The 20,009-nt window shown below is 60.1% G+C and carries 17 protein-coding genes; 13 read left to right on the forward strand and 4 right to left on the reverse strand.

Translation table 11 applies throughout. From position 1 onward, the window contains the following. Positions 1 to 54: 54 nt before the first annotated feature. The 3 genes from ydcS to IB252_RS01090 all read right to left on the reverse strand — a co-directional run bounded on the left by ydcS (position 55) and on the right by IB252_RS01090 (position 3,791). Complete coding sequence (ydcS, locus tag IB252_RS01080; protein WP_111451392.1) at positions 55 to 1,206, reverse strand: putative ABC transporter substrate-binding protein YdcS; 1,152 nt, start codon at positions 1,204 to 1,206, stop codon at positions 55 to 57. A gap of 82 nt (positions 1,207 to 1,288) precedes the next feature. Next, positions 1,289 to 2,776: a gamma-aminobutyraldehyde dehydrogenase gene (locus tag IB252_RS01085; protein ID WP_111451393.1), complete on the reverse strand. Its 1,488-nt coding sequence runs from the start codon at positions 2,774 to 2,776 to the stop codon at positions 1,289 to 1,291. Between the two features lie 100 nt (positions 2,777 to 2,876). Next, a complete protein-coding gene (locus tag IB252_RS01090) occupies positions 2,877 to 3,791 on the reverse strand; it encodes a LysR family transcriptional regulator (RefSeq protein WP_192406326.1) in 915 nt (304 codons plus the stop codon). A 186-nt stretch (positions 3,792 to 3,977) separates the two neighbouring features. Between IB252_RS01090 and IB252_RS01095 the strand changes: the two genes are divergently transcribed. Further along, a complete protein-coding gene (locus IB252_RS01095) occupies positions 3,978 to 4,709 on the forward strand; it encodes a tellurite resistance TerB family protein (RefSeq protein ID WP_111451394.1) in 732 nt (243 codons plus the stop codon). 117 nt (positions 4,710 to 4,826) lie between these two features. Here the strand turns inward: IB252_RS01095 and IB252_RS01100 are convergent, their stop codons facing one another. Next, on the reverse strand, positions 4,827 to 5,243 hold the full coding sequence (locus IB252_RS01100) for a hypothetical protein (RefSeq protein WP_192406327.1): 417 nt from the start codon (positions 5,241 to 5,243) through the stop codon (positions 4,827 to 4,829). 347 nt (positions 5,244 to 5,590) lie between these two features. Here IB252_RS01100 and IB252_RS01105 point away from each other — a divergent pair, with 347 nt between their 5' ends. The 12 genes from IB252_RS01105 (at position 5,591) to IB252_RS01160 (ending at position 19,880) form a co-directional block, all read left to right on the forward strand. Continuing rightward, positions 5,591 to 7,213 carry a methyl-accepting chemotaxis protein gene (locus IB252_RS01105; RefSeq protein WP_111451396.1) on the forward strand — a complete coding sequence of 541 codons (1,623 nt, stop codon included), beginning with the start codon at positions 5,591 to 5,593 and terminating at the stop codon, positions 7,211 to 7,213. Then, on the forward strand, positions 7,213 to 7,749 hold the full coding sequence (locus IB252_RS01110) for a chemotaxis protein CheW (protein ID WP_192406329.1): 537 nt from the start codon (positions 7,213 to 7,215) through the stop codon (positions 7,747 to 7,749). Before IB252_RS01105 ends, IB252_RS01110 begins: the two co-directional genes overlap by 1 nt. After that, complete coding sequence (locus tag IB252_RS01115; protein ID WP_192406331.1) at positions 7,746 to 9,017, forward strand: CheR family methyltransferase; 1,272 nt, start codon at positions 7,746 to 7,748, stop codon at positions 9,015 to 9,017. The genes IB252_RS01110 and IB252_RS01115 overlap by 4 nt, the downstream gene beginning before the upstream one ends. Beyond that, positions 9,014 to 9,697: a chemotaxis protein CheW gene (locus tag IB252_RS01120; protein WP_111451399.1), complete on the forward strand. Its 684-nt coding sequence runs from the start codon at positions 9,014 to 9,016 to the stop codon at positions 9,695 to 9,697. The genes IB252_RS01115 and IB252_RS01120 overlap by 4 nt, the downstream gene beginning before the upstream one ends. Beyond that, entirely contained in the window at positions 9,694 to 11,979 is a 2,286-nt protein-coding gene (locus IB252_RS01125; protein WP_192406332.1) for a hybrid sensor histidine kinase/response regulator, read from the forward strand. Before IB252_RS01120 ends, IB252_RS01125 begins: the two co-directional genes overlap by 4 nt. After that, complete coding sequence (locus IB252_RS01130; RefSeq protein ID WP_192406334.1) at positions 11,976 to 12,986, forward strand: chemotaxis response regulator protein-glutamate methylesterase; 1,011 nt, start codon at positions 11,976 to 11,978, stop codon at positions 12,984 to 12,986. Before IB252_RS01125 ends, IB252_RS01130 begins: the two co-directional genes overlap by 4 nt. Before the next feature lie 47 nt (positions 12,987 to 13,033). Then, positions 13,034 to 14,035 carry a response regulator gene (locus tag IB252_RS01135; protein WP_192406336.1) on the forward strand — a complete coding sequence of 334 codons (1,002 nt, stop codon included), beginning with the start codon at positions 13,034 to 13,036 and terminating at the stop codon, positions 14,033 to 14,035. 321 nt (positions 14,036 to 14,356) lie between these two features. Next, a protein-coding gene (gene prfB / locus IB252_RS01140; protein ID WP_111451403.1) for a peptide chain release factor 2 occupies positions 14,357 to 15,452 on the forward strand; the annotation gives its coding sequence in 2 pieces (ribosomal slippage) (positions 14,357 to 14,428 and positions 14,430 to 15,452; 1,095 coding nt in all). A gap of 71 nt (positions 15,453 to 15,523) precedes the next feature. Continuing rightward, positions 15,524 to 17,026, forward strand: a complete 1,503-nt coding sequence (lysS, locus tag IB252_RS01145) for a lysine--tRNA ligase (RefSeq protein WP_111451404.1) — start codon at positions 15,524 to 15,526, stop codon at positions 17,024 to 17,026. Positions 17,027 to 17,140: 114 nt separating this feature from the next. Next, positions 17,141 to 17,845: a TetR/AcrR family transcriptional regulator gene (locus tag IB252_RS01150; RefSeq protein WP_033053548.1), complete on the forward strand. Its 705-nt coding sequence runs from the start codon at positions 17,141 to 17,143 to the stop codon at positions 17,843 to 17,845. A 165-nt stretch (positions 17,846 to 18,010) separates the two neighbouring features. Continuing rightward, positions 18,011 to 18,565, forward strand: coding sequence for a hypothetical protein (locus IB252_RS01155; RefSeq protein WP_192406338.1), 555 nt, complete (start codon positions 18,011 to 18,013; stop codon positions 18,563 to 18,565). Positions 18,566 to 18,602: 37 nt separating this feature from the next. After that, positions 18,603 to 19,880, forward strand: coding sequence for a flavohemoglobin expression-modulating QEGLA motif protein (locus IB252_RS01160; RefSeq protein WP_074879795.1), 1,278 nt, complete (start codon positions 18,603 to 18,605; stop codon positions 19,878 to 19,880). The last annotated feature ends 129 nt before the right edge of the window (positions 19,881 to 20,009 follow it).

The raw sequence follows: 20,009 nt of genomic DNA on the forward strand, positions 1-20,009 counted from the left end.
TCTCCCCACGGGGGAGAGGGGGGAAAGGGAGCTGACTGTGTCGTGCTTGAGAACTTAACGGCCGCCCATGATCGCGATGTAGTCCTGGGTCCAGCGGCTGTACGGCACGAACTTGCCGCCTTCAGCCTGCGGGGTTTTCCAGAAGGCCAAATTGTCGAATTGATCGTAACCGTTGGTTTTGCAACCCTCGGCGCCGAGCAATTCGCTCTCCTTGCACCCCGCCGGAACCGACGGCAGCGAACCGAACCAGGCCGCCAGGTCACCCTGGACTTTCGGTTGCAGCGACCAGTCCATCCACTTGTAGGCGCAATTCGGGTGCTTGGCTTCGGCGTGCAACATGGTGGTGTCGGCCCACCCCGTTGCACCTTCTTTTGGAATGACCGAGGCAACCGGCTGCTTGTCCGCCACCAGGCCGTTGACCATGTAGCCCCAGGTGCTGGACGCCGCGACGCCTTCGTTTTTGACGTCGCTCATCTGGACCGTTGCGTCATGCCAGTAGCGGTGGATCAAGGGCTGTTGCTTGCGAAGCAGATCCAGCGCCGCTTTGTATTGCGCTTCGTTGAGCTGGTACGGGTCTTTGATGCCCAGTTCCGGCTGTTTCGATTTGAGATAAAGCGCCGCATCGGCGATGTAGATCGGGCCGTCGTAGGCCTGGACCCGGCCCTTGTTGGACTTGCCGTCCGGCAGGGTTTGCTCTTCGAACACCACGCTCCAGCTGTCCGGCGCCGTTTTGAAGATATTGGTGTTGTACATCAACACGTTCGGGCCCCATTGGTACGGGGTGCCGTAGGTTTGCTTATTGACGACGTACCACGGGCCATCCTTGAGCCGAGGGTCGATGTTCTTCCAGTTCGGGATCAACGCCGTGTTGATCGGCTGCACACGCTTGCCGGCGATCAACCGCAGGGAGGCGTCGCCGGATGCCGTCACCAGGTCGTAACCACCCTTGGACATCAGGCTGACCATTTCATCGGAAGTGGCGGCAGTCTTGACGTTGATCTTGCAGCCGGTTTCCTTTTCGAAGCCAGTGACCCAGTCGTAGGCCTTGTCGCTTTCGCCACGTTCGATGTAGCCAGGCCAGGCCACAATATCCAGCTGACCTTCGCCGGCACCGACGGCTTTCAGCGGTTCGGCGGCCTGGATACTGGCACTGGCCAGCAGCGCGGTGGTGATTGCACTGAGCAGTGCGGTCTTGTGCACGAACATGGGGTTTCCCTCTTCTTTAATTATGGTCGGGGCAGTTTTGAACGTGGTGAAGCAGGCCGTTAGCGGCTTGTTATAAGCGTAGTCAGAGATGCTGGCCGTGGCGGGCCATGATGTGCCGCACCACGCTGTAGTCCTGGAGCGAATCGCTGGATAAGTCTTTGCCGTAGCCCGAACGCTTCAGGCCGCCGTGGGGCATTTCGCTGACCAGCATGAAATGACTGTTGATCCAGGTGCAGCCGTACTGCAAGCGCGCTGCCACCTGCATCGCCTTGTCCAGGTTCTGGGTCCAAACCGAGGAGGCGAGGCCGTATTCCGAGTCGTTGGCCCAGTCCACGGCTTGTTCGAGCTGATCGAAACGGGTCACGGTGACCACCGGCCCGAACACTTCGCGCTGGACGATCTCATCAGTCTGCTTGCAACCGGCCAGCAAAGTTGGCTGGTAATAGAAGCCGGCACCGGAATGCACTGCCGCGCCGGTCACTCGTTCGATGTGTGGCTGGCCGAGGGCGCGCTCGACGAAACTGGCCACGCGATCACGCTGGCGGGTGCTGATCAGCGGGCCGATCTCGTTGTCGGCGTCGCGCTTGCCGGCGAAGCGCAGGCTGCTGACCGCTGCGCCGAGTTCGGCCACCAAGCGGTCATGAATCCCGGCCTGTGCATAAATGCGGCAGGCCGCGGTGCAATCCTGGCCGGCGTTGTAGTAGCCATAAGTGCGCACGCCTTCGACCACGGCTTGAATGTCCGCATCGTTGCAGACGATCACCGGCGCCTTGCCGCCGAGTTCGAGGTGAGTGCGTTTCAGGGTTTTCGCCGCGGCTTGCAGGATTTTTTGCCCGGTGACGATATCGCCAGTCAACGACACCATGCGCACTTTAGGATGACTGACCAAGTGGCTGCCGACGCCTTCACCGCCACCGCAAATGATGTTGATCACACCGCGCGGCAGAATCTCGGCCAGCGCGGGCGCTAGGGCCAGAATCGACAGCGGCGTGTGTTCGGACGGCTTGAACACCAGTGTGTTGCCGGCGGCCAGGGCCGGGGCGATTTTCCACGCGGCCATCATGATCGGGTAGTTCCACGGCGCAATCGAGGCCACCACACCAATCGGATCGCGGCGAACCATGCTGGTATAGCCCGGCAGGTATTCGCCGCTGAGCTGGCCAGTCTGGCAACGCACGGCGCCGGCAAAGAAGCGGAACACATCGACCGTGGCGCTCAAGTCATCCTGACGCGCCAGGTGCAACGGTTTGCCACAGTTCAGGGATTCGAGGCGGGCGAGGAGGTCGGCTTGTTTTTCGATGGCGTTGGCGATGTCCAGCAGCAGGTTCGAGCGTTGTTGCGGCGTGGTCCGCGACCAACCGGCAAAGGCGCGGTGGGCGCCGAGGATCGCGGCTTCGACTTGCTCGGTGCTGGCTTCGGCGATGTGCGTCAGCACTTCCCCGGTGGCCGGGTTGAGGATCGGTTCGACAAACCCCTGGCCCGCAACCAATTCGCCATCGATCAACAACGCGGTGAACAACGGGGTCTGTGCGCCAGCCATTTTTCGGGTTCTCTTTTCTTGTGTGGCCATGCTGCTCCCTGTGACTGGGGCGCGGCTGTCTTATAGATGTACCAAGACTAGGCGCCGCACCCGAGGTCGACAAATACTAAATACTGAAGGTGGCGTTCGATTAAATAGATGGCTTGCGCCCGCCGTGGGGCTGCTCGCGGGCGACGGTCAGAAATGGGTCCACCAGCGCTGGGCGCGCGGTGCCCCGACGCCAGGCCAGGCCGACGTCGAGGGTCTGGCTCAGGTCGGCAATCGGCCGCGCTTCGATGATGTCGCCCTCCAGTGACCATGGGCGATAAGTCATGTCGGGCTGGATCGACACGCCCAAACCCGCTGCCACCAGGCTTCGCACCGCTTCCGTCGACGCCGTTCTCAAGGTGATGCGCGGTTGTTGGGAGGCCGCTGTCCACATGCGCTGGGCGTTGCGGTCCATTTCATCGACGTTCAGCTGAATCAACGGCTCACGGGCCACGTCGGCGAGGTTGATGCTGTCGTGTTCCAGCAGCGGATGTTGGGCTGGCAGCCATAACCGATGGGGCGAGTGGGTCAGCACTTCGGTCTGCAAGGCGTGGCGATCTTCGAGGTTGGAGAGGATCAGTACGCCGACATCGATCTCGCCGCTGACCAGCAAATGCTCGATGTAAGGGCGCTCGTCCTCCATCACCCGGATCTCGACGTTGGGGTAGGCGCGCTGGAAACGGGTGAGCAAGTCTGCGAGGTAATAACCGGCCACCAGGCTGGTCACACCTATGATCAACTGCCCGGCGACCTGATCGGTACTCTGCTGCAGGCTGCGTTTGGCGTTGTCCACCGTCGCCAGAATCAGGTGCGCCTGGCGTAGGAATTGGTGGCCCTGGTGGGTCAGCGTCATGCCCTTGGCGTGGCGGTTGAACAGGCCGACGCCGATTTCCTGTTCCAGTTGCTGGATGGCCAGGGTCAAGGTGGACTGAGAAATGAACGCGGTTTGCGCGGCGGCGGAGATCGAGCCGGTCTCGGCCACGGCGATGAAATGACGGATCTGACGCAAGGTCATCATGGAGAAAGTACCGGTGGGCGGTTTTTATAGATTTGTTTGAGTGTATATCCATTTTTCTGAAGGGTTGCGGTCGGCTGAGCGGCGCTGCGCAACATCTCGAAGCACTCTCGCCCCCGAATGCCGGGCACTTTCGATCTAGGCTGATGGCCTTATTGATCCGGTTAACCCCTTTTTTGGAGGCGGCAAATGAACACGCGTGGATTGCTCGATCAGCTACTCAAGTCCGGTCAGGACATGTTGCAGAACAAGGCCGGCGGCTCACAAAACAAGACCTCCGGCGGTGGTTTGGGCGGATTGCTCGGCGGCAGCGGCGGTTCGGGCGGCCTCGGCAGTTTGCTGTCGGGCGCGGGGGGCGGTGCGTTGGCAGCGGGGGCCATGGGGTTGCTGCTGGGCAGCAAGAAAGGGCGCAGTGTTGGCGGCAAGGTCCTGACTTATGGCGGCCTGGCTGCGTTGGGCGTGATTGCCTACAAGGCCTATGGCAACTGGCAGGCCCAGCAGGGCACCGCGGCGAAGACTGAACCGCAAACCATCGACCGCTTACCGGTGGCGCAAGTTGAACAGCACAGTCAGGCGATTCTCAAAGCATTAGTGGCAGCCGCTAAAGCTGATGGCCATGTCGATGAGCGGGAACGTGCGCTGATTGAAGGTGAATTCACCAAGCTTGATAACGATCAGGAGTTGCAGCACTGGCTGCACGCCGAACTGAACAAACCGCTGGACCCGGCCGACGTCGCCCGCGCCGCGAGTACGCCGGAAATGGCCGCAGAGATGTACATCGCCAGCGTGATGCTGGTGGATGAGGAGAGCTTCATGGAGAAGTCCTACCTGGATGAACTGGCGCGTCAGTTGAAGCTTGAGCCGGGGTTGAAGGCTGAGTTGGAGAAGCAAGTCAGGCAGGCGTCGTTATCGGTCGCCTGATCGGGTCGCTTACAACAAATCCCATCAGTGCTTTCCTGTATCACTGATGGGGGTTGTTTAGTTTTAGATTGGGCTTAAGAAGGCAACTAATGCTGTCATCCCCGATGAGGGATAGTGTTACCAAGGATTGGACATTTTAAAGTTTCCGCCGACCTCTTCATTACTTCCCTTTAATGTAACGTGGTAACTGCCTTCGGCGGATTCACCTTCCAGTCCGAAAGTAACAGTTAGCGTGCCTTTTTCAATTTCCCGATTGACGCCATTTACGTCCACGGTCCATTTCAGGGAATCAGGAAGCTGGGCGAAGTCCTCTGGATAGACCACGGTATGGAGGCCATCTTCCAGATCCTTCGGGGCACAAAGCGCTACCTGCCTGTATTGGCCTTCGTATCCGATGATGAATCTCGTACTCCCGTGAAGTCCGTAGTAGACCCTTTCACTTTTGAATATTTCTTTTGAGTCTTGCATAACATTTATTGTGCCTGTGGAGGCTTTTAGATCTTTTACAACATCGGCATAAGAAAGAGCAGGCATGACGAATTCCTTTCAAGTTTTGAAACTCGAGTTTCCGGAAGTTCGGGCTTAAAGTGCTACTGACATAAATGACAGTTTTTTATCGTATCTTGGAATCGATTGAATGGTTTTTATATAAAACCAAGATGAGTCACCTAAAATCGGCTCATGGAGCTTCGGGTTGCGCTCTGACCAGGGCATTTTTTCAACAGTGCTACAGAGTCCAATGGCCCGTTTTCTTCCGATTCATCACGGGTACCTGGCTCCCGATCTGGCGCAAAGTCTCCCAGAACTCATCCCACCGTCTTATAAATGAAACACCCTCAGCTATACTCCGCAACATTTCAACCGCCCCTCGAGGACTGACTGTGAAGAACTGGACGTTGCGCCAACGCATCTTGGCGAGCTTTGCGGTGATTATCGCCATCATGCTGCTGATGGTCGTCGTGTCGTATTCGCGGCTGTTGAAGATCGAAACCAGCGAAGCCAGCGTTCGTGAAGACGCACTACCCGGGTTGTATTACAGCTCGATGGTACGCAGTGCCTGGGTCGACACTTACCTGCGGACCCAGGAAATGCTGGGCTTCAAAGAGGGGCAGGGCTTCAGCGCTGAAGAGGCCGAAAACTTCAAAAACTTCGAGGTGCGTCTGCAAGAGCAGATGACTAACTACCAAGGCACGATCACCACGGACGAAGACAAGGTTGAGTTCGCCGCTTTTGAAAAACTCCATGGTGATTACAACAAGGTCCTGGCGGCCGTGGTCGATTTGCATAAGCGCAATCAGGAAACTGAAGCCATCAAGATGTTCAACGAGCAACTGACTCCGGCCTGGACCGCAGGTCGCATGAAGCTCAATGACATCATTCGCGAAAACAAAGCGGTGGCCGACCAGGAAATCGCGAACATCGATGACGCTGTGGACACCGCGAAAGTCATCATGGGCATTTCCCTGCTGGTCGCGGTCCTGGTCGCCGGCCTCTGTGGTCTTTTGTTGATGCGCGCAATCATGGCGCCGATGAACCGCATTGTGCAGATCCTCGAAATAATGCGTACCGGCGATCTCAGCAGTCGCCTGAACCTTGATCGTAAAGATGAGTTCGGCGCCGTGGAAACCGGCTTCAACGACATGATGACCGAGCTGACGTCCCTGGTGTCCCAGGCCCAGCGCTCCTCGGTGCAGGTCACCACCTCGGTGACCGAGATCGCTGCCACCTCCAAGCAACAGCAAGCGACCGCCACCGAAACCGCCGCCACTACCACCGAAATTGGCGCGACGTCCCGTGAGATTGCGGCCACTTCGCGGGATCTGGTGCGCACGATGACTGAAGTCTCCACCGCCGCCGATCAGGCCTCGGTGCTCGCCGGTTCCGGGCAGCAAGGCCTGGCGCGGATGGAAGAGACCATGCACTCGGTGATGGGCGCGGCCGATCTGGTCAACGCCAAACTGGCGATCCTCAATGAGAAGGCCGGCAACATCAATCAGGTGGTCGTGACCATCGTCAAGGTCGCCGACCAGACCAATCTGCTGTCGCTCAACGCGGCGATTGAGGCCGAAAAGGCCGGTGAATACGGCCGCGGGTTTGCCGTGGTCGCCACCGAAGTGCGGCGTCTGGCGGACCAGACCGCCGTTGCCACGTACGACATCGAGCAGATGGTGCGCGAGATCCAGTCGGCGGTGTCGGCCGGGGTGATGGGCATGGACAAGTTCTCTGAAGAGGTGCGCCGCGGCATGTCCGAGGTGCAGCAGGTCGGCGAGCAGCTGTCGCAGATTATCCATCAGGTTCAGGCGCTGGCGCCGCGGGTGTTGATGGTCAACGAAGGCATGCAGGCCCAGGCCACGGGCGCCGAACAGATCAACCACGCGCTAGTGCAGTTGGGCGATGCCAGCAGCCAGACCGTCGAGTCCCTGCGCCAGGCCAGTTTCGCCATCGACGAATTGAGCCAGGTGGCCGTAGGGCTGCGTGGTGGCGTTTCGCGATTTAAAGTCTGATGAGCGAACCCACGGCCAAACGCACCGCCGTGAAGCCGGCGCTGCACTCATTGTTTCTGGTGTTCCGCATCGGCAACGAGCGCTATGCCCTGCAGGCCATCGAGGTGGCGGAAGTGCTGCCGCGTCTGCCGTTGAAACCGATTCCCCGGGCGCCGGACTGGGTGGCCGGGGTGTTCGCCTACCGCGGCGCGGTGGTGCCGGTGATCGACCTCAGTGCGCTGACGTTCGGCCAGCCGGCGCAGACCCGCACCAGCACCCGCCTGGTACTGGTCAATTACCGTCCGGATGAATTCGCTGAGGCGCAATTGCTCGGGCTGATTCTGGAACAGGCCACCGATACCTTGCGCTGCAACCCGGCGGATTTTCAGTCCTATGGCCTGGACAATCGTCAGGCGCCGTACCTTGGGCCGGTGCGTGAAGATGCTCAGGGTTTGCTGCAATGGGTGCGGGTTGCCGACTTGCTCGACGATCAGGTTCGCGCGCTGCTGTTTCCGTCGCAGCCGTTGGACCTGGCGCTGTTTGAGGAGCGGCCATGAGCAGTGATCAACGGTTTTTCGATTTTCTCAAAGAGCGCATCGGTCTCGACGTGACCTCGGTGGGCCCGGCGATCATCGAGCGTGCGGTGCGCCAGCGCAGCACGGCATCCAATGCGCTGACGGCCGATGAGTACTGGCACACCTTGCAGGGTTCGCAGGACGAGCAGCAGGCGTTGATCGAAGCGGTGATTGTCCCCGAGACCTGGTTTTTCCGTTACCCGGAATCCTTCGCCACGTTGGCGAAACTGGCCACCAAACGCCTGAACGACATCAACAACATGCGCGCACTGCGGATTCTCAGCCTGCCGTGTTCCACCGGTGAAGAACCGTATTCCATCGCCATGGCGTTGCTCGATGCCGGGTTACAGCCGCACCAGTTCAAGGTCGAAGGCATGGACGTCAGTCCGTTGTCGGTGGAAAAAGCCCGGCGCGCGCTGTACGGCAAGAATTCGTTTCGGGGTCAGGACATCGCCTTTCGCGACCGGCATTTCGCCGCCGAAGGCGAGGGCTATCGCCTCAGCGGGCGAGTGCTCGAACAAGTGCGTCTGCAGGTCGGCAATCTGCTGGATCCGACATTGTTGGCCAACGAGCCGCCGTATGACTTTGTGTTTTGCCGCAACCTGCTGATCTATTTCGATCAGCCGACCCAGCAGCAAGTGTTCGAAGTGCTCAAGCGTTTGACCCATGTGGATGGCGTGCTGTTTATCGGCCCGGCCGAGGGCAGTTTGCTCGGCCGTTTCGGCATGCGTTCGATCGGCATCCCGCAGTCCTTTGCGTTCAGTCGTCAGAGCACACCAGAGCCTGCGCCCATTGCGACGTTCGTTCCGACGCCTCTGCCCGTGCACCAAGCGGTGCGCAGCGTGACACCGCCGCCCGTTCGCAATCGACCCTTCGCAACGGTGGCGCCGCTGCCTGTCGTGACGAAAGTCGCCAACCCGGACACCGCCGCACTGCTGGCGAACATCGCCGCGCTGGCCAACGAAGGCAAAAGTGCCGAGGCCCGCGCCGCGTGCGATAGCTATTTGCGCAGTCATGAACCTGTGGCCCAAGTCTTCTACTGGCTGGGCTTGCTCAGCGATGTCGCCGGCAGAGTCCTTGAGGCTCAGGGTTTTTATCGCAAGGCGTTGTACCTCGACCCGCACCATCCCGACGCGTTGATGCACCTGGCGGCGTTGCTGCAATCCCTGGGCGACACGGCGGGAGCCAGACGATTGCAGGACCGCGCCGCCCGCAGTGAGCGCGCCGCTGACAGTGAGCGTAACCGATGATCGCCGCCGACACTTTTAGCCTCACCCATCAAGATGCCCAGGCCATCGATGACTGCTGGAACCGCATCGGTATCCACGGCGACAAGTCCTGCCCGCTACTGAGCGATCACATTCACTGCCGCAATTGCGCGGTGTATTCGGCCGCGGCGACGCGCTTGCTCGACCGCTACGCGTTACAACAGGAAGACCGCGGGCAAGTCTCCACGGCGGTCGAGAGCGAGGTGAAAACCCGTTCGCTGCTGATGTTCCGTCTGGGCGAAGAATGGCTGGCCCTGGCCACTCGCAGTCTGGTGGAAGTGGCGCCGCTGCAAGCGATTCATTCCCTGCCGCACCAACGCTCCCGGGCCTTGCTCGGCGTGGCCAATGTGCGCGGCGCGTTGGTGGCGTGCCTGTCGCTGGTGGAATTACTGGCGCTCGACGGCGCCAGCAGCGTGGCGACCGGCGCACGGGTCATGCCGAGGATGCTGATCATCGCTGCCCACGGCGGACCGGTGGTGGTGCCGGTGGATGAAGTGGACGGGATTCACGCCATCGACGAACGCGTCCTCGAGGCGGCGTCCCGCTCCGGCACGCAGGCCAGCGCCAAATACACCCGTGGCGTGTTGCAATTCAAAGGTCGCAGCCTGCGTTGGCTGGATGAAGAACAGCTGCTGTCCGCCGTGACCCGGAGCCTTACATGACCCCCGAGCAAATGCGCGACGCCTCTTTGCTGGAACTGTTCAGTCTGGAAGCCGAGGCCCAGACCTTGGTGCTAAGCGCCGGCCTGCTGGCGCTCGAGCGCGATCCGACCCAGGCCGATTACCTCGAGTCGTGCATGCGTGCGGCCCACTCGCTCAAGGGCGCGGCGCGGATTGTCGGCGTCGATGCCGGGGTCAGCGTCGCCCATGTGATGGAAGATTACCTGGTCAGCGCCCAGGAAGGGCGCCTGTACCTTCGGCCCGAATACATTGATGCACTGTTGCAAGGCACCGATCTGCTGATGCGAATTGCGACGCCGAACAACGCTCCGGCGCCTGCGGATATCGAAGCTTACGTCGTCTTGATGGGACGGCTGCTTGATCACATGGTGGCTACCCCCATCGCGCCGCCGATGGCAGAACTTCAGCTGGAACCGCCGACGCCCAAGGTTGAGCCGCCCATGCCGGCCGCCACCGACGCCCCCCCGGCAGCGCCCGCCGAGCCAACGCCCAAGACTAAACGCACCACCGAAAACGGCGAGCGGGTGCTGCGGGTCACGGCCGAACGCCTGAACAGCCTGCTTGATCTGTCGAGCAAATCCCTGGTGGAAACCCTGCGGCTCAAACCGCACCTGGCCACCATGCAACGCCTCAAGCGTATGCAGAACAAGGGCCTGCGGGCCCTGGAAAACCTCAACGTCCACCTCAAGGAACATGCCTTGAGTCTGGAAGCACAGGAAGCCCTCGAAGACGCTCGTCGGCTACTGGCTGAATCTCAGCAATTGCTGGTGGAAAAGAACGCCGAACTGGATGAGTTCGCCTGGCAGGCCAGTCAGCGGGCGCAAGTGTTGTACGACACCGCGCTGGCCTGCCGCATGCGGCCGTTTGCCGATGTGTTGAGCGGGCAAGAGCGCATGGTCCGCGACCTTGGTCGCAGCCTCGGCAAACAGGTGCGGCTGGAGATCGAGGGTGAGAAAACCCAGGTCGACCGCGACGTGTTGGAAAAGCTTGAAGCGCCGCTGACCCACCTGCTGCGCAATGCCGTGGATCACGGCATCGAATCCCCGGAGCAACGGCTATTGGCGGGTAAACCCGCTGAAGGCCTGATCCGTTTGCGCGCTTCCCATCAGGCCGGATTGTTGCTGCTGGAACTGAGTGATGACGGCAATGGCGTCGATCTGGAAAAGGTCCGCCGCAGCATCATCGAGCGCCAGTTGTCCCCGGCCGAAACCGCCGCGCAATTGAGTGAAGAAGAGCTGCTGACCTTCCTGTTTCTACCGGGTTTCAGCCTGCGCGACACGGTCACCGAAGTCTCCGGGCGCGGCGTCGGACTGGATGCGGTCCAGCACATGGTCCGCCAGGTGCGCGGCGCGGTCGTGCTGGAGCAGGTGGCGGGCGAGGGCAGTCGTTTCCATCTCGAGGTGCCGCTGACCCTGTCGGTGGTGCGCAGTCTGGTGGTGGAAGTCGGTGACGAGGCGTATGCCTTCCCGCTGGCCCACATCGAACGGATGTGCGATCTGGAGCCGGCGGACATTGTCCAGGTCGAAGGCCGTCAGCATTTCTGGCACGAAGGCCGGCATGTCGGGCTGGTCGCGGCCAGTCAGCTGTTGCAGCGTCCGGCGGGTCAGAACAGTCAGCAAACCCTCAAAGTGGTGGTGATTCGCGAGCGCGAGGCGATTTACGGCGTGGCGGTCGAGCGTTTTATCGGCGAGCGGACCTTGGTCGTTTTGCCGCTGGACGAGCGTCTGGGCAAGGTGCAGGACATTTCCGCCGGGGCCTTGCTCGACGACGGTTCGGTGGTGCTGATCGTCGACGTCGAAGACATGCTGCGTTCGGTGGACAAACTGCTCAATACCGGGCGTCTTGAGCGTATTGCCCGCCAAGGCCACCAGGCGGTTGAAGCGGCTCGAAAACGGATTCTGGTTGTCGACGATTCGCTGACCGTACGTGAGCTGCAACGCAAGTTGCTACTCAATCGCGGCTACGACGTGGCAGTGGCGGTGGACGGGATGGATGGCTGGAACGCCTTGCGATCGGAGGATTTCGACCTGCTGATCACTGACATCGATATGCCACGCATGGATGGTATCGAACTGGTGTCTTTGTTGCGTCGGGACAATCGCCTGCAATCCCTTCCGGTGATGGTGGTGTCTTACAAGGATCGTGAAGAGGACCGTCGCCGTGGACTGGACGCTGGAGCCGACTATTATCTAGCCAAAGCCAGTTTTCATGACGACGCCCTGCTTGACGCGGTGGTTGAGCTCATTGGAGGAGCGCGTGTATGAAAATAGCGATCGTCAATGACATGCCCATGGCGGTAGAGGCTCTACGCCGCGCCTTGGCGTTCGAGCCGGCACACGAGGTGGTCTGGGTCGCCAGTAATGGGGCCGAGGCGGTGCAGCGTTGCGCTGAAAATACGCCGGATCTGATTCTGATGGACTTGATCATGCCGGTGATGGATGGCATCGAGGCGACCCGGCGGATCATGGCCGAGACGCCGTGCGCGATTGTCATCGTTACGGTCGACCGCGAGCAGAACGTGCATCGGGTGTTCGAGGCCATGGGCCACGGCGCGCTGGATGTGGTCGATACGCCGGCCATCGGTGCCGGCAATGCCCAAGAGGCAGCGGCCCCGTTACTGCGCAAGATCATGAACATCGGTTGGCTAATCGGTGACCGGGGTAATCGGGAGCGTGCCGCCCCGAGCCCGCTGCGCAGTTCCGGTTCGCGCCAGCGCTTGATCGCCATTGGCTCATCCGCCGGTGGGCCGGCTGCGCTGGAAGTATTGCTCAAGGGGTTGCCGCGAGATTTTTCGGCCGCCATCGTTCTGGTGCAGCACGTGGACCAGGTGTTCGCCGCCGGCATGGCCGAATGGCTCAGCAGCGCCAGCGGCCTGGATGTGCGCCTGGCCCAGGAAGGTGAGCCTCCGCAGGCCGGCGTGGTGCTGCTGGCGGGCACCAACCACCATATTCGCTTGTTGAAAAACGGCACGCTGGCCTACACCGCCGAACCGGTCAACGAAATCTACCGGCCCTCGATCGATGTGTTCTTCGAGAGCGTGGCCAGTTACTGGAACGGCGATGCCGTGGGTGTTTTGCTCACCGGCATGGGACGCGATGGCGCACAGGGGCTTAAACTCATGCGCCAACAGGGTTACCTGACCATCGCTCAGGATCAAAACAGCAGTGCGGTGTACGGAATGCCGAAGGCGGCAGCGGCCATCGACGCCGCTGTGGAGATTCGCCCACTGGAAAAGATAGCGCCACGGTTGCTGGAAATTTTCCCCAAATGAACACTTTTCACAGCAATCTGGCCCAAGTAGTACTCAGGTGACTGCCCATGACTGAATTACAGCTCGACGACTTCAAAACCGACGAAAACGCCGCCATGGTGTTGTTGGTGGACGATCAGGCAATGATCGGCGAGGCGGTGCGCCGCGGGTTGTCGAACGAAGATAACATCGACTTCCACTTCTGTGCCGACCCGCACCAGGCCATCGCCCATGCGATCCGCATCAAACCGACAGTGATCCTCCAGGATCTGGTGATGCCCGGTCTTGACGGCTTGAGTCTGGTGCGCGAGTACCGCAACCATCCGGCGACCAAGGACATCCCGATCATTGTCCTGTCGACCAAGGAAGACCCGCTGATCAAGAGCGCGGCGTTTGCGGCCGGGGCCAATGATTACTTGGTGAAGTTGCCGGACAACATCGAACTGGTGGCGCGCATCCGCTACCACTCGCGTTCCTACATGACGTTGCTGCAGCGTGACGCAGCGTATCGCGCGCTACGGGTCAGCCAGCAGCAGTTGCTCGACACCAACCTGGTGCTGCAACGCTTGATGAACTCAGACGGCCTGACCGGGCTGTCGAACCGCCGGCATTTCGACGAATACCTGGAGCTTGAGTGGCGCCGTTCGCTGCGCGACCAGAGTCAACTGTCGCTGCTGATGATCGATGTCGACTACTTCAAGTCCTACAACGACAGCTTCGGCCACCTTGAAGGCGATGAAGCCCTGCGCAAAGTGGCCACGGCGATTCGTGATGCCAGCGCCCGACCTTCGGACCTGCCGGCCCGTTACGGCGGCGAAGAATTCGCCCTGGTGCTGCCCAATACTTCGCCGGGCGGCGCGCGACTGGTCGCGGAAAAACTGCGCCAGACGGTGGCTTCGCTAAAGATTCCGCATATTTTCCCGGCCGAAGGTTCGAGCCTGACCATCAGCATCGGCCTGTCGACCATGACCCCGCAACCGGGCGGCGATTGCCGTCAATTGATCCTGGCGGCGGACAAGGGGCTGTACCTGGCGAAGAACAATGGGCGTAATCAGGTCGGGATTGAGTGAAAGGGCTGGTTGGTATCTGTGTTGTAGCTTGAGTCCACCCCTCACCCCAACCCTCTCCCCACGGGGGAGAGTGGGAAAGGGAGCCGATCGGGGGATTTTCAGAACCTGAGTTCGACTCGGAATTTTCAGGTCGCAGTATTTCGCAAGACACTTAGGTCAGTCCCCTCGCCCCTTGGGGAGAGGGTCAGGGTGAGGGGGAGCGATCTCAGCGATCTCAAGCCCGATAAAGAACCCGCTAAAGCCGCCAGGCGGGCTGCCGTGACAGCCTGATTACGTTATACTCGCCGGCTTTCAAAAGTTCGCCAACGAGTGCTGCCCGCCATGGAAATCAACCCGATCCTTAACAGTATCAAGGACCTGTCCGAGCGCTCCGAAACTATTCGGGGGTATCTTTGACTACGATCAAAAGCATGAGCGTCTGACTGAAGTCAATCGCGAGCTTGAAGATCCGTCTGTCTGGAACAACCCGACGTACGCTCAGGAGCTGGGCCGCGAGCGGTCCCTGCTGGCTCAGATCGTCGAAACCCTCGACGAAATGCACACAGGCCTGGCCGACGCCAAAGACCTGCTGCTGATGTCCGCCGAAGAAGAAGACCAGGCCGCCGTCGACGACGTCGCTGCCGAAGTCGAGCGTTTGCGCGAATCCCTGGAAAAACTCGAATTCCGTCGCATGTTCAGCGGTGAGATGGACGCCAACAACGCCTACCTGGACATCCAGGCCGGCTCCGGAGGCACCGAGGCTCAAGACTGGGCCAACATCCTGCTACGCATGTACCTGCGCTGGGCCGACAAACGCGGTTTCGACGCGACCATCATGGAGCTGTCCGCCGGTGAAGTCGCCGGGATCAAGGGCGCGACCGTGCACATCAAGGGCGAATACGCCTTTGGCTGGTTGCGGACCGAGATCGGCGTGCACCGTCTGGTGCGCAAGAGCCCGTTCGACTCCGGCAACCGCCGTCACACCTCGTTCTCGGCCGTATTCGTGTCGCCGGAAATCGATGACAACATCGAAATCGACATCAACCCGTCGGACCTGCGCATCGACACCTACCGCTCCTCCGGTGCCGGTGGTCAGCACGTAAACACCACCGACTCGGCCGTGCGTATTACTCACGTACCGACCAACACCGTGGTCAGCTGCCAGAACGAACGCTCCCAGCACGCCAACAAAGACACCGCGATGAAAATGTTGCGGGCGCGCTTGTACGAGCAGGAAGTGCAGAAACGTAACGCCGCGTCCCAGGCCCTGGAAGACACCAAGTCCGACATCGGCTGGGGTCACCAGATCCGCTCGTATGTACTCGATGCGTCGCGAATCAAGGATTTGCGCACTAACATCGAACGCAGTGACTGCGACAAGGTGCTCGACGGCGACATCGACGAATACCTGGTGGCCAGCCTGAAACAAGGCCTGTAAACCGCCAGTCAAGACCTCAAGTCCCCTGCCACCGGTGGGGGCAACGAACCTGTGATGGAATTTTTAAAGACATGAGCGACCTAGAACTCGACCCGCAAGCCCTGCAACAGGAAGAAAACTCCCTGATCGCCCTGCGCAAGGAAAAGCTGGCTGCCGAGCGCGCCAAGGGCAATGCCTTCCCGAACGACTTCCGCCGCGACAACTACTGCGAAGACTTGCAGAAACAGTACGCGGACAAGACCAAGGAAGAGCTGGCAGAGGCTGCGATTCCGGTCAAGGTTGCCGGTCGCATCATGCTCAACCGTGGCTCGTTCATGGTGATCCAGGACATGACCGGTCGCATTCAGGTCTACGTCAACCGTAAAACCCTGTCCGAAGAAACCCTGGCCTCGGTGAAAACCTGGGACATGGGCGACATCATCGCAGCCGTTGGCACCCTGGCGCGTTCCGGCAAGGGCGACCTGTACGTCGAAATGACTGAAGTGCGCCTGCTGACCAAGTCCCTGCGTCCGCTGCCGGACAAACACCACGGCCTGACCGACACCGAACAGCGCTATCGCCAGCGTTACGTTGACCTGATCGTCAACGAAGACGTGCGCCAGACCTTCCGCGTACGTTCGCAAGTGATTGCGCACATCCGCAGTTTCCTGATGCAGCGTGACTTCCTGGAAGTGGAAACGCCGATGCTGCAAACCATTCCGGGTGGCGCGGCAGCCAAGCCGTTCGAGACTCACCACAACGCGCTGGACCTGGAAATGTTCCTGCGTATCGCGCCTGAGCTGTACCTCAAGCGTCTGGTGGTCGGTGGTTTTGAAAAGGTCTTCGAGATCAACCGCAACTTCCGTAACGAAGGCGTTTCGACTCGTCACAACCCTGAATTCACCATGTTGGAGTTCTACCAGGCTTACGCCGACTACGAAGACAACATGGACCTGACCGAGGAACTGTTCCGCGAGCTGGCGCAGCTGGTTCTGGGCAGCACCGACGTGCCTTACGGCGACAAAGTGTTCCACTTCGGCGAACCGTTCGTGCGTCTGTCGGTGTTCGACTCGATCCTCAAGTACAACCCTGAGCTGACCGCTGACGACCTGACTGATATCGAGAAGGCCCGCGCCATCGCCAAGAAGGCCGGCGCCAAGGTGCTGGGCTTCGAAGGTCTGGGCAAATTGCAGGTGATGATTTTCGAAGAGCTGGTCGAGCATAAGCTGGAGCAGCCGCACTTCATCACGCAATACCCGTTCGAAGTGTCGCCGCTGGCCCGTCGTAACGACGACAACCCGAACGTCACCGACCGTTTCGAACTGTTCATCGGTGGCCGCGAAATCGCCAACGCCTACTCCGAGTTGAACGACGCGGAAGACCAGGCCGAGCGCTTCATGGCGCAGGTGGCTGACAAGGACGCCGGCGACGACGAGGCCATGCACTACGACGCCGACTTCGTTCGCGCGCTGGAGTACGGCATGCCGCCAACGGCCGGTGAAGGTATCGGCATCGACCGTCTGGTGATGCTGCTGACCAACTCCCCGTCGATCCGCGACGTGATCCTGTTTCCGCACATGCGGCCACAAGCGTAAGTGTTTCGATAAAAAAGCCGCCTAAAACAGGCGGCTTTTTATTGCCTGTCTGGTACAAACGTATCAATTGGTTACTTTTCAAGTAAGAGAGGAATACCTGTCGTGAACCGTGCAATTGCTCAAGAGGGTGCAGCGGACGTCGCCACTGCGGTCGCTGAAAGTGTTCAGTACCAGGGTCGCAAGGCTAGCCGACAGGGCAGTGAGCAGCGTCGACAGGACATTCTCGATGCGGCGATGCGCATTGTCGTGCGCGATGGCGTGCGGGCCGTGCGTCACCGCGCGGTGGCCGCCGAGGCTGGTGTGCCGCTGTCGGCCACCACTTACTATTTCAAGGACATCGATGACCTGCTCACCGATACCTTTGCCCAATACGTGGAACGCAGCGCGGCGTTCATGGCCAAGTTGTGGGCCAGCAACGAAGGCCTGCTGCGCGAGATGGTTGCTTATGGCGATGGCAGCCCCGAGTCCCGTTCACAGTTGGCCGACGATATCGCGCGGCTGACCGCCGATTATGTGCAGCGGCAATTGCACAACCGTCGCGAACACTTGATGGCCGAGCAGGCGTTCCGTCAGGAAGCCCTGTTGAACCCGCGCCTGGCGGTGTTGGTGCGCTCGCATCAGCAAATTCTTCTGCAAGGCACCTGCCATTTTTTCGAGGTGTTGGGTTCCCGCGAGCCACAACAGGATGCCAAAGTGTTGACGGCGATTATCGGACGGATGGAATATCAGGGCCTGCTCAACGACGCCGAGCCTGTCGCCGAAGCCGAAATGCTCGGCATCCTGACTCGCTACATGCATTTGGTATTGGCGTCGGTATAACCCTGGTGGGCGCCACACCTCCTGTGGGAGTGAGCCTGCTCGCGATAGCGGTTTAACATTCAACATTGATGTTGGCTGACACACCGCTATCGCGAGAGCAGGCTCGCTCCCACAAGGGGAGTCGGTGCTCACTTGAGGATTGCGTGTGTTCATAGGGAGTGTTGAATGAAAGCCTGGCGTGTCGTTGTGATCGCCTTGTCGTTCCTGCTGCTCAGCGGCTGTCTGGTGACCTTCAAGGAGCCGCTGCCCTCGAGCGAGCCCGCGCCTAAAGGGTTACTCGGCAAATGGACCAGCACCAACGCCTGGGGCCAGCCGCTCAATCTGGAGCTGACGCGCCTGGGCGACAATCACTATCAGGCCGTCAGCTACTTCAAGGCTAAACCCAAGGAGCGTGAAGCCTGTCCCTTCACGGTGACTCGCCATGGCAGTCGCTGGTACCTGTCGGCCAAGGTGCCGGCGCAATTCGGTGGGCATTTCACGCTCTTGGGTTTTGAACTCACCGATAAGCATGAGCTGGTGGTCTATAACCTCGATCTCGAGCAGATCAACCAGGCCCTGAGGCAAAAAGTCCTCAACGGCGAAGGCTTCCAGACCGACGACGGCGACGGCGTGTTGATCAACAACAATCTGGACCAGGTCTTCGCCTACCTTGATGACCCGGCCAATTCCGATGTGTTCGTCGAGGCCGTGCGCTATCAGCGCCTGGCCAAAGCCAAATAACCCCAGCACGTAAACGGTTTTTCTACAGGAGTTTCGGGTGGACGATTACCAGCAGTCGATACGCATTTTGTCCGATCGCATTGTGCTGGCGCAGACGCCGATTCGCGTCCTGGATGCGGTGAAGTGGGACGACAACATCCGCAAGGGTTTCCTCAAGGCCAAGGGCAAGGAAATGCCGGCGGTGGACCGCGATTACTACCTGAACCGGCCGCTGGCGTTCGACTCCAGCAAGGTGAAGCTGGAATTCCAGAACATCGAGCGCGACATCACCCGTCAGCTTGGTCAGTTCAACCCGGTCGGCCAGATCATGCGCCGCATGTGCAAGGAATACCGGATGGTGGTGCGCATGCTCGAAGCGCGCGGCACCGAGGATTTCGGGCTGATTTCACAGGAGCTTTACGGTGCCGCTTCCGACGCGTTCCACGCCGGCGATCCGACCCTTTCCGACTTGGGCCTGATGCTTTCGGATTACCTGAACAACATCGATGGCCGTGGCGATCTGAAGGACGAACCGAAACTCCTCACCGCCAAGGAAGCCGTCCACCTGCTGCAAACCCGCTTGAACAAGGTGTTCGGTGAGGCCGAGGAAACCATTCGCGTATTCGAGTCCGACGGGATCGTCGCCGATGCGGCGGCCGGCGCCGACTACATCAAGATCCGCGCCGACGCGATGTTCAACGACCGTGACGTACGCGCTCTGGAAGTCCACGAAGGGCTGGTGCATGTGGGGACCACGCTTAATGGTCTGAACCAGCCGATCTGCACCTTCCTCTCCAAAGGCCCGCCCTCGTCGACGGTGACTCAGGAAGGCCTGGCGATCCTGATGGAAATCATCACCTTTGCCTCGTACCCGAGCCGCCTGCGCAAACTGACCAATCGCACCCGCGCCATTCACATGGTGGAGGAGGGCGCGGACTTCCTGCAGATCTTCGAGTTCTTCCGCGAGCAAGGCTTTGAGATGGCTGAAAGCTACGGCAATGCCAGTCGGGTGTTCCGTGGCTCGGTGCCGACAGGTCTGCCATTTACCAAAGACTTGTCCTACCTCAAGGGCTTTATCATGGTTTACAACTACATTCAGTTGGCCGTGCGTAAAGGCAAGCTTGAGCAGATACCGCTGCTGTTTTGCGGCAAAACCACGCTGGAGGACATGCGCACCTTGCGCCAGTTGGTGGACGAAGGGCTGGTGGTGCCTCCGAAGTATTTGCCAGATCAGTTCCGTGACCTGAACGCGCTGTCGGCGTGGATGTGCTTCTCCAACTTCCTCAATCACCTGAGCCTGGACCGGATCGAAGCGGATTACTCCAATATCCTGTGATTGATACAGATCGTTCCTACGCTCTGCGTGGGAATGCATCCCGTGACGCTCTGCGTCACAGAGGACGCGGAGCGTCCATGGCGGCATTCCCACGCGGAGCGTGGGAACGATCATCACTTCAATTTTTGC

Source organism: Pseudomonas sp. PDM10 (genome assembly GCF_014852295.1).
GTDB lineage: Bacteria > Pseudomonadota > Gammaproteobacteria > Pseudomonadales > Pseudomonadaceae > Aquipseudomonas.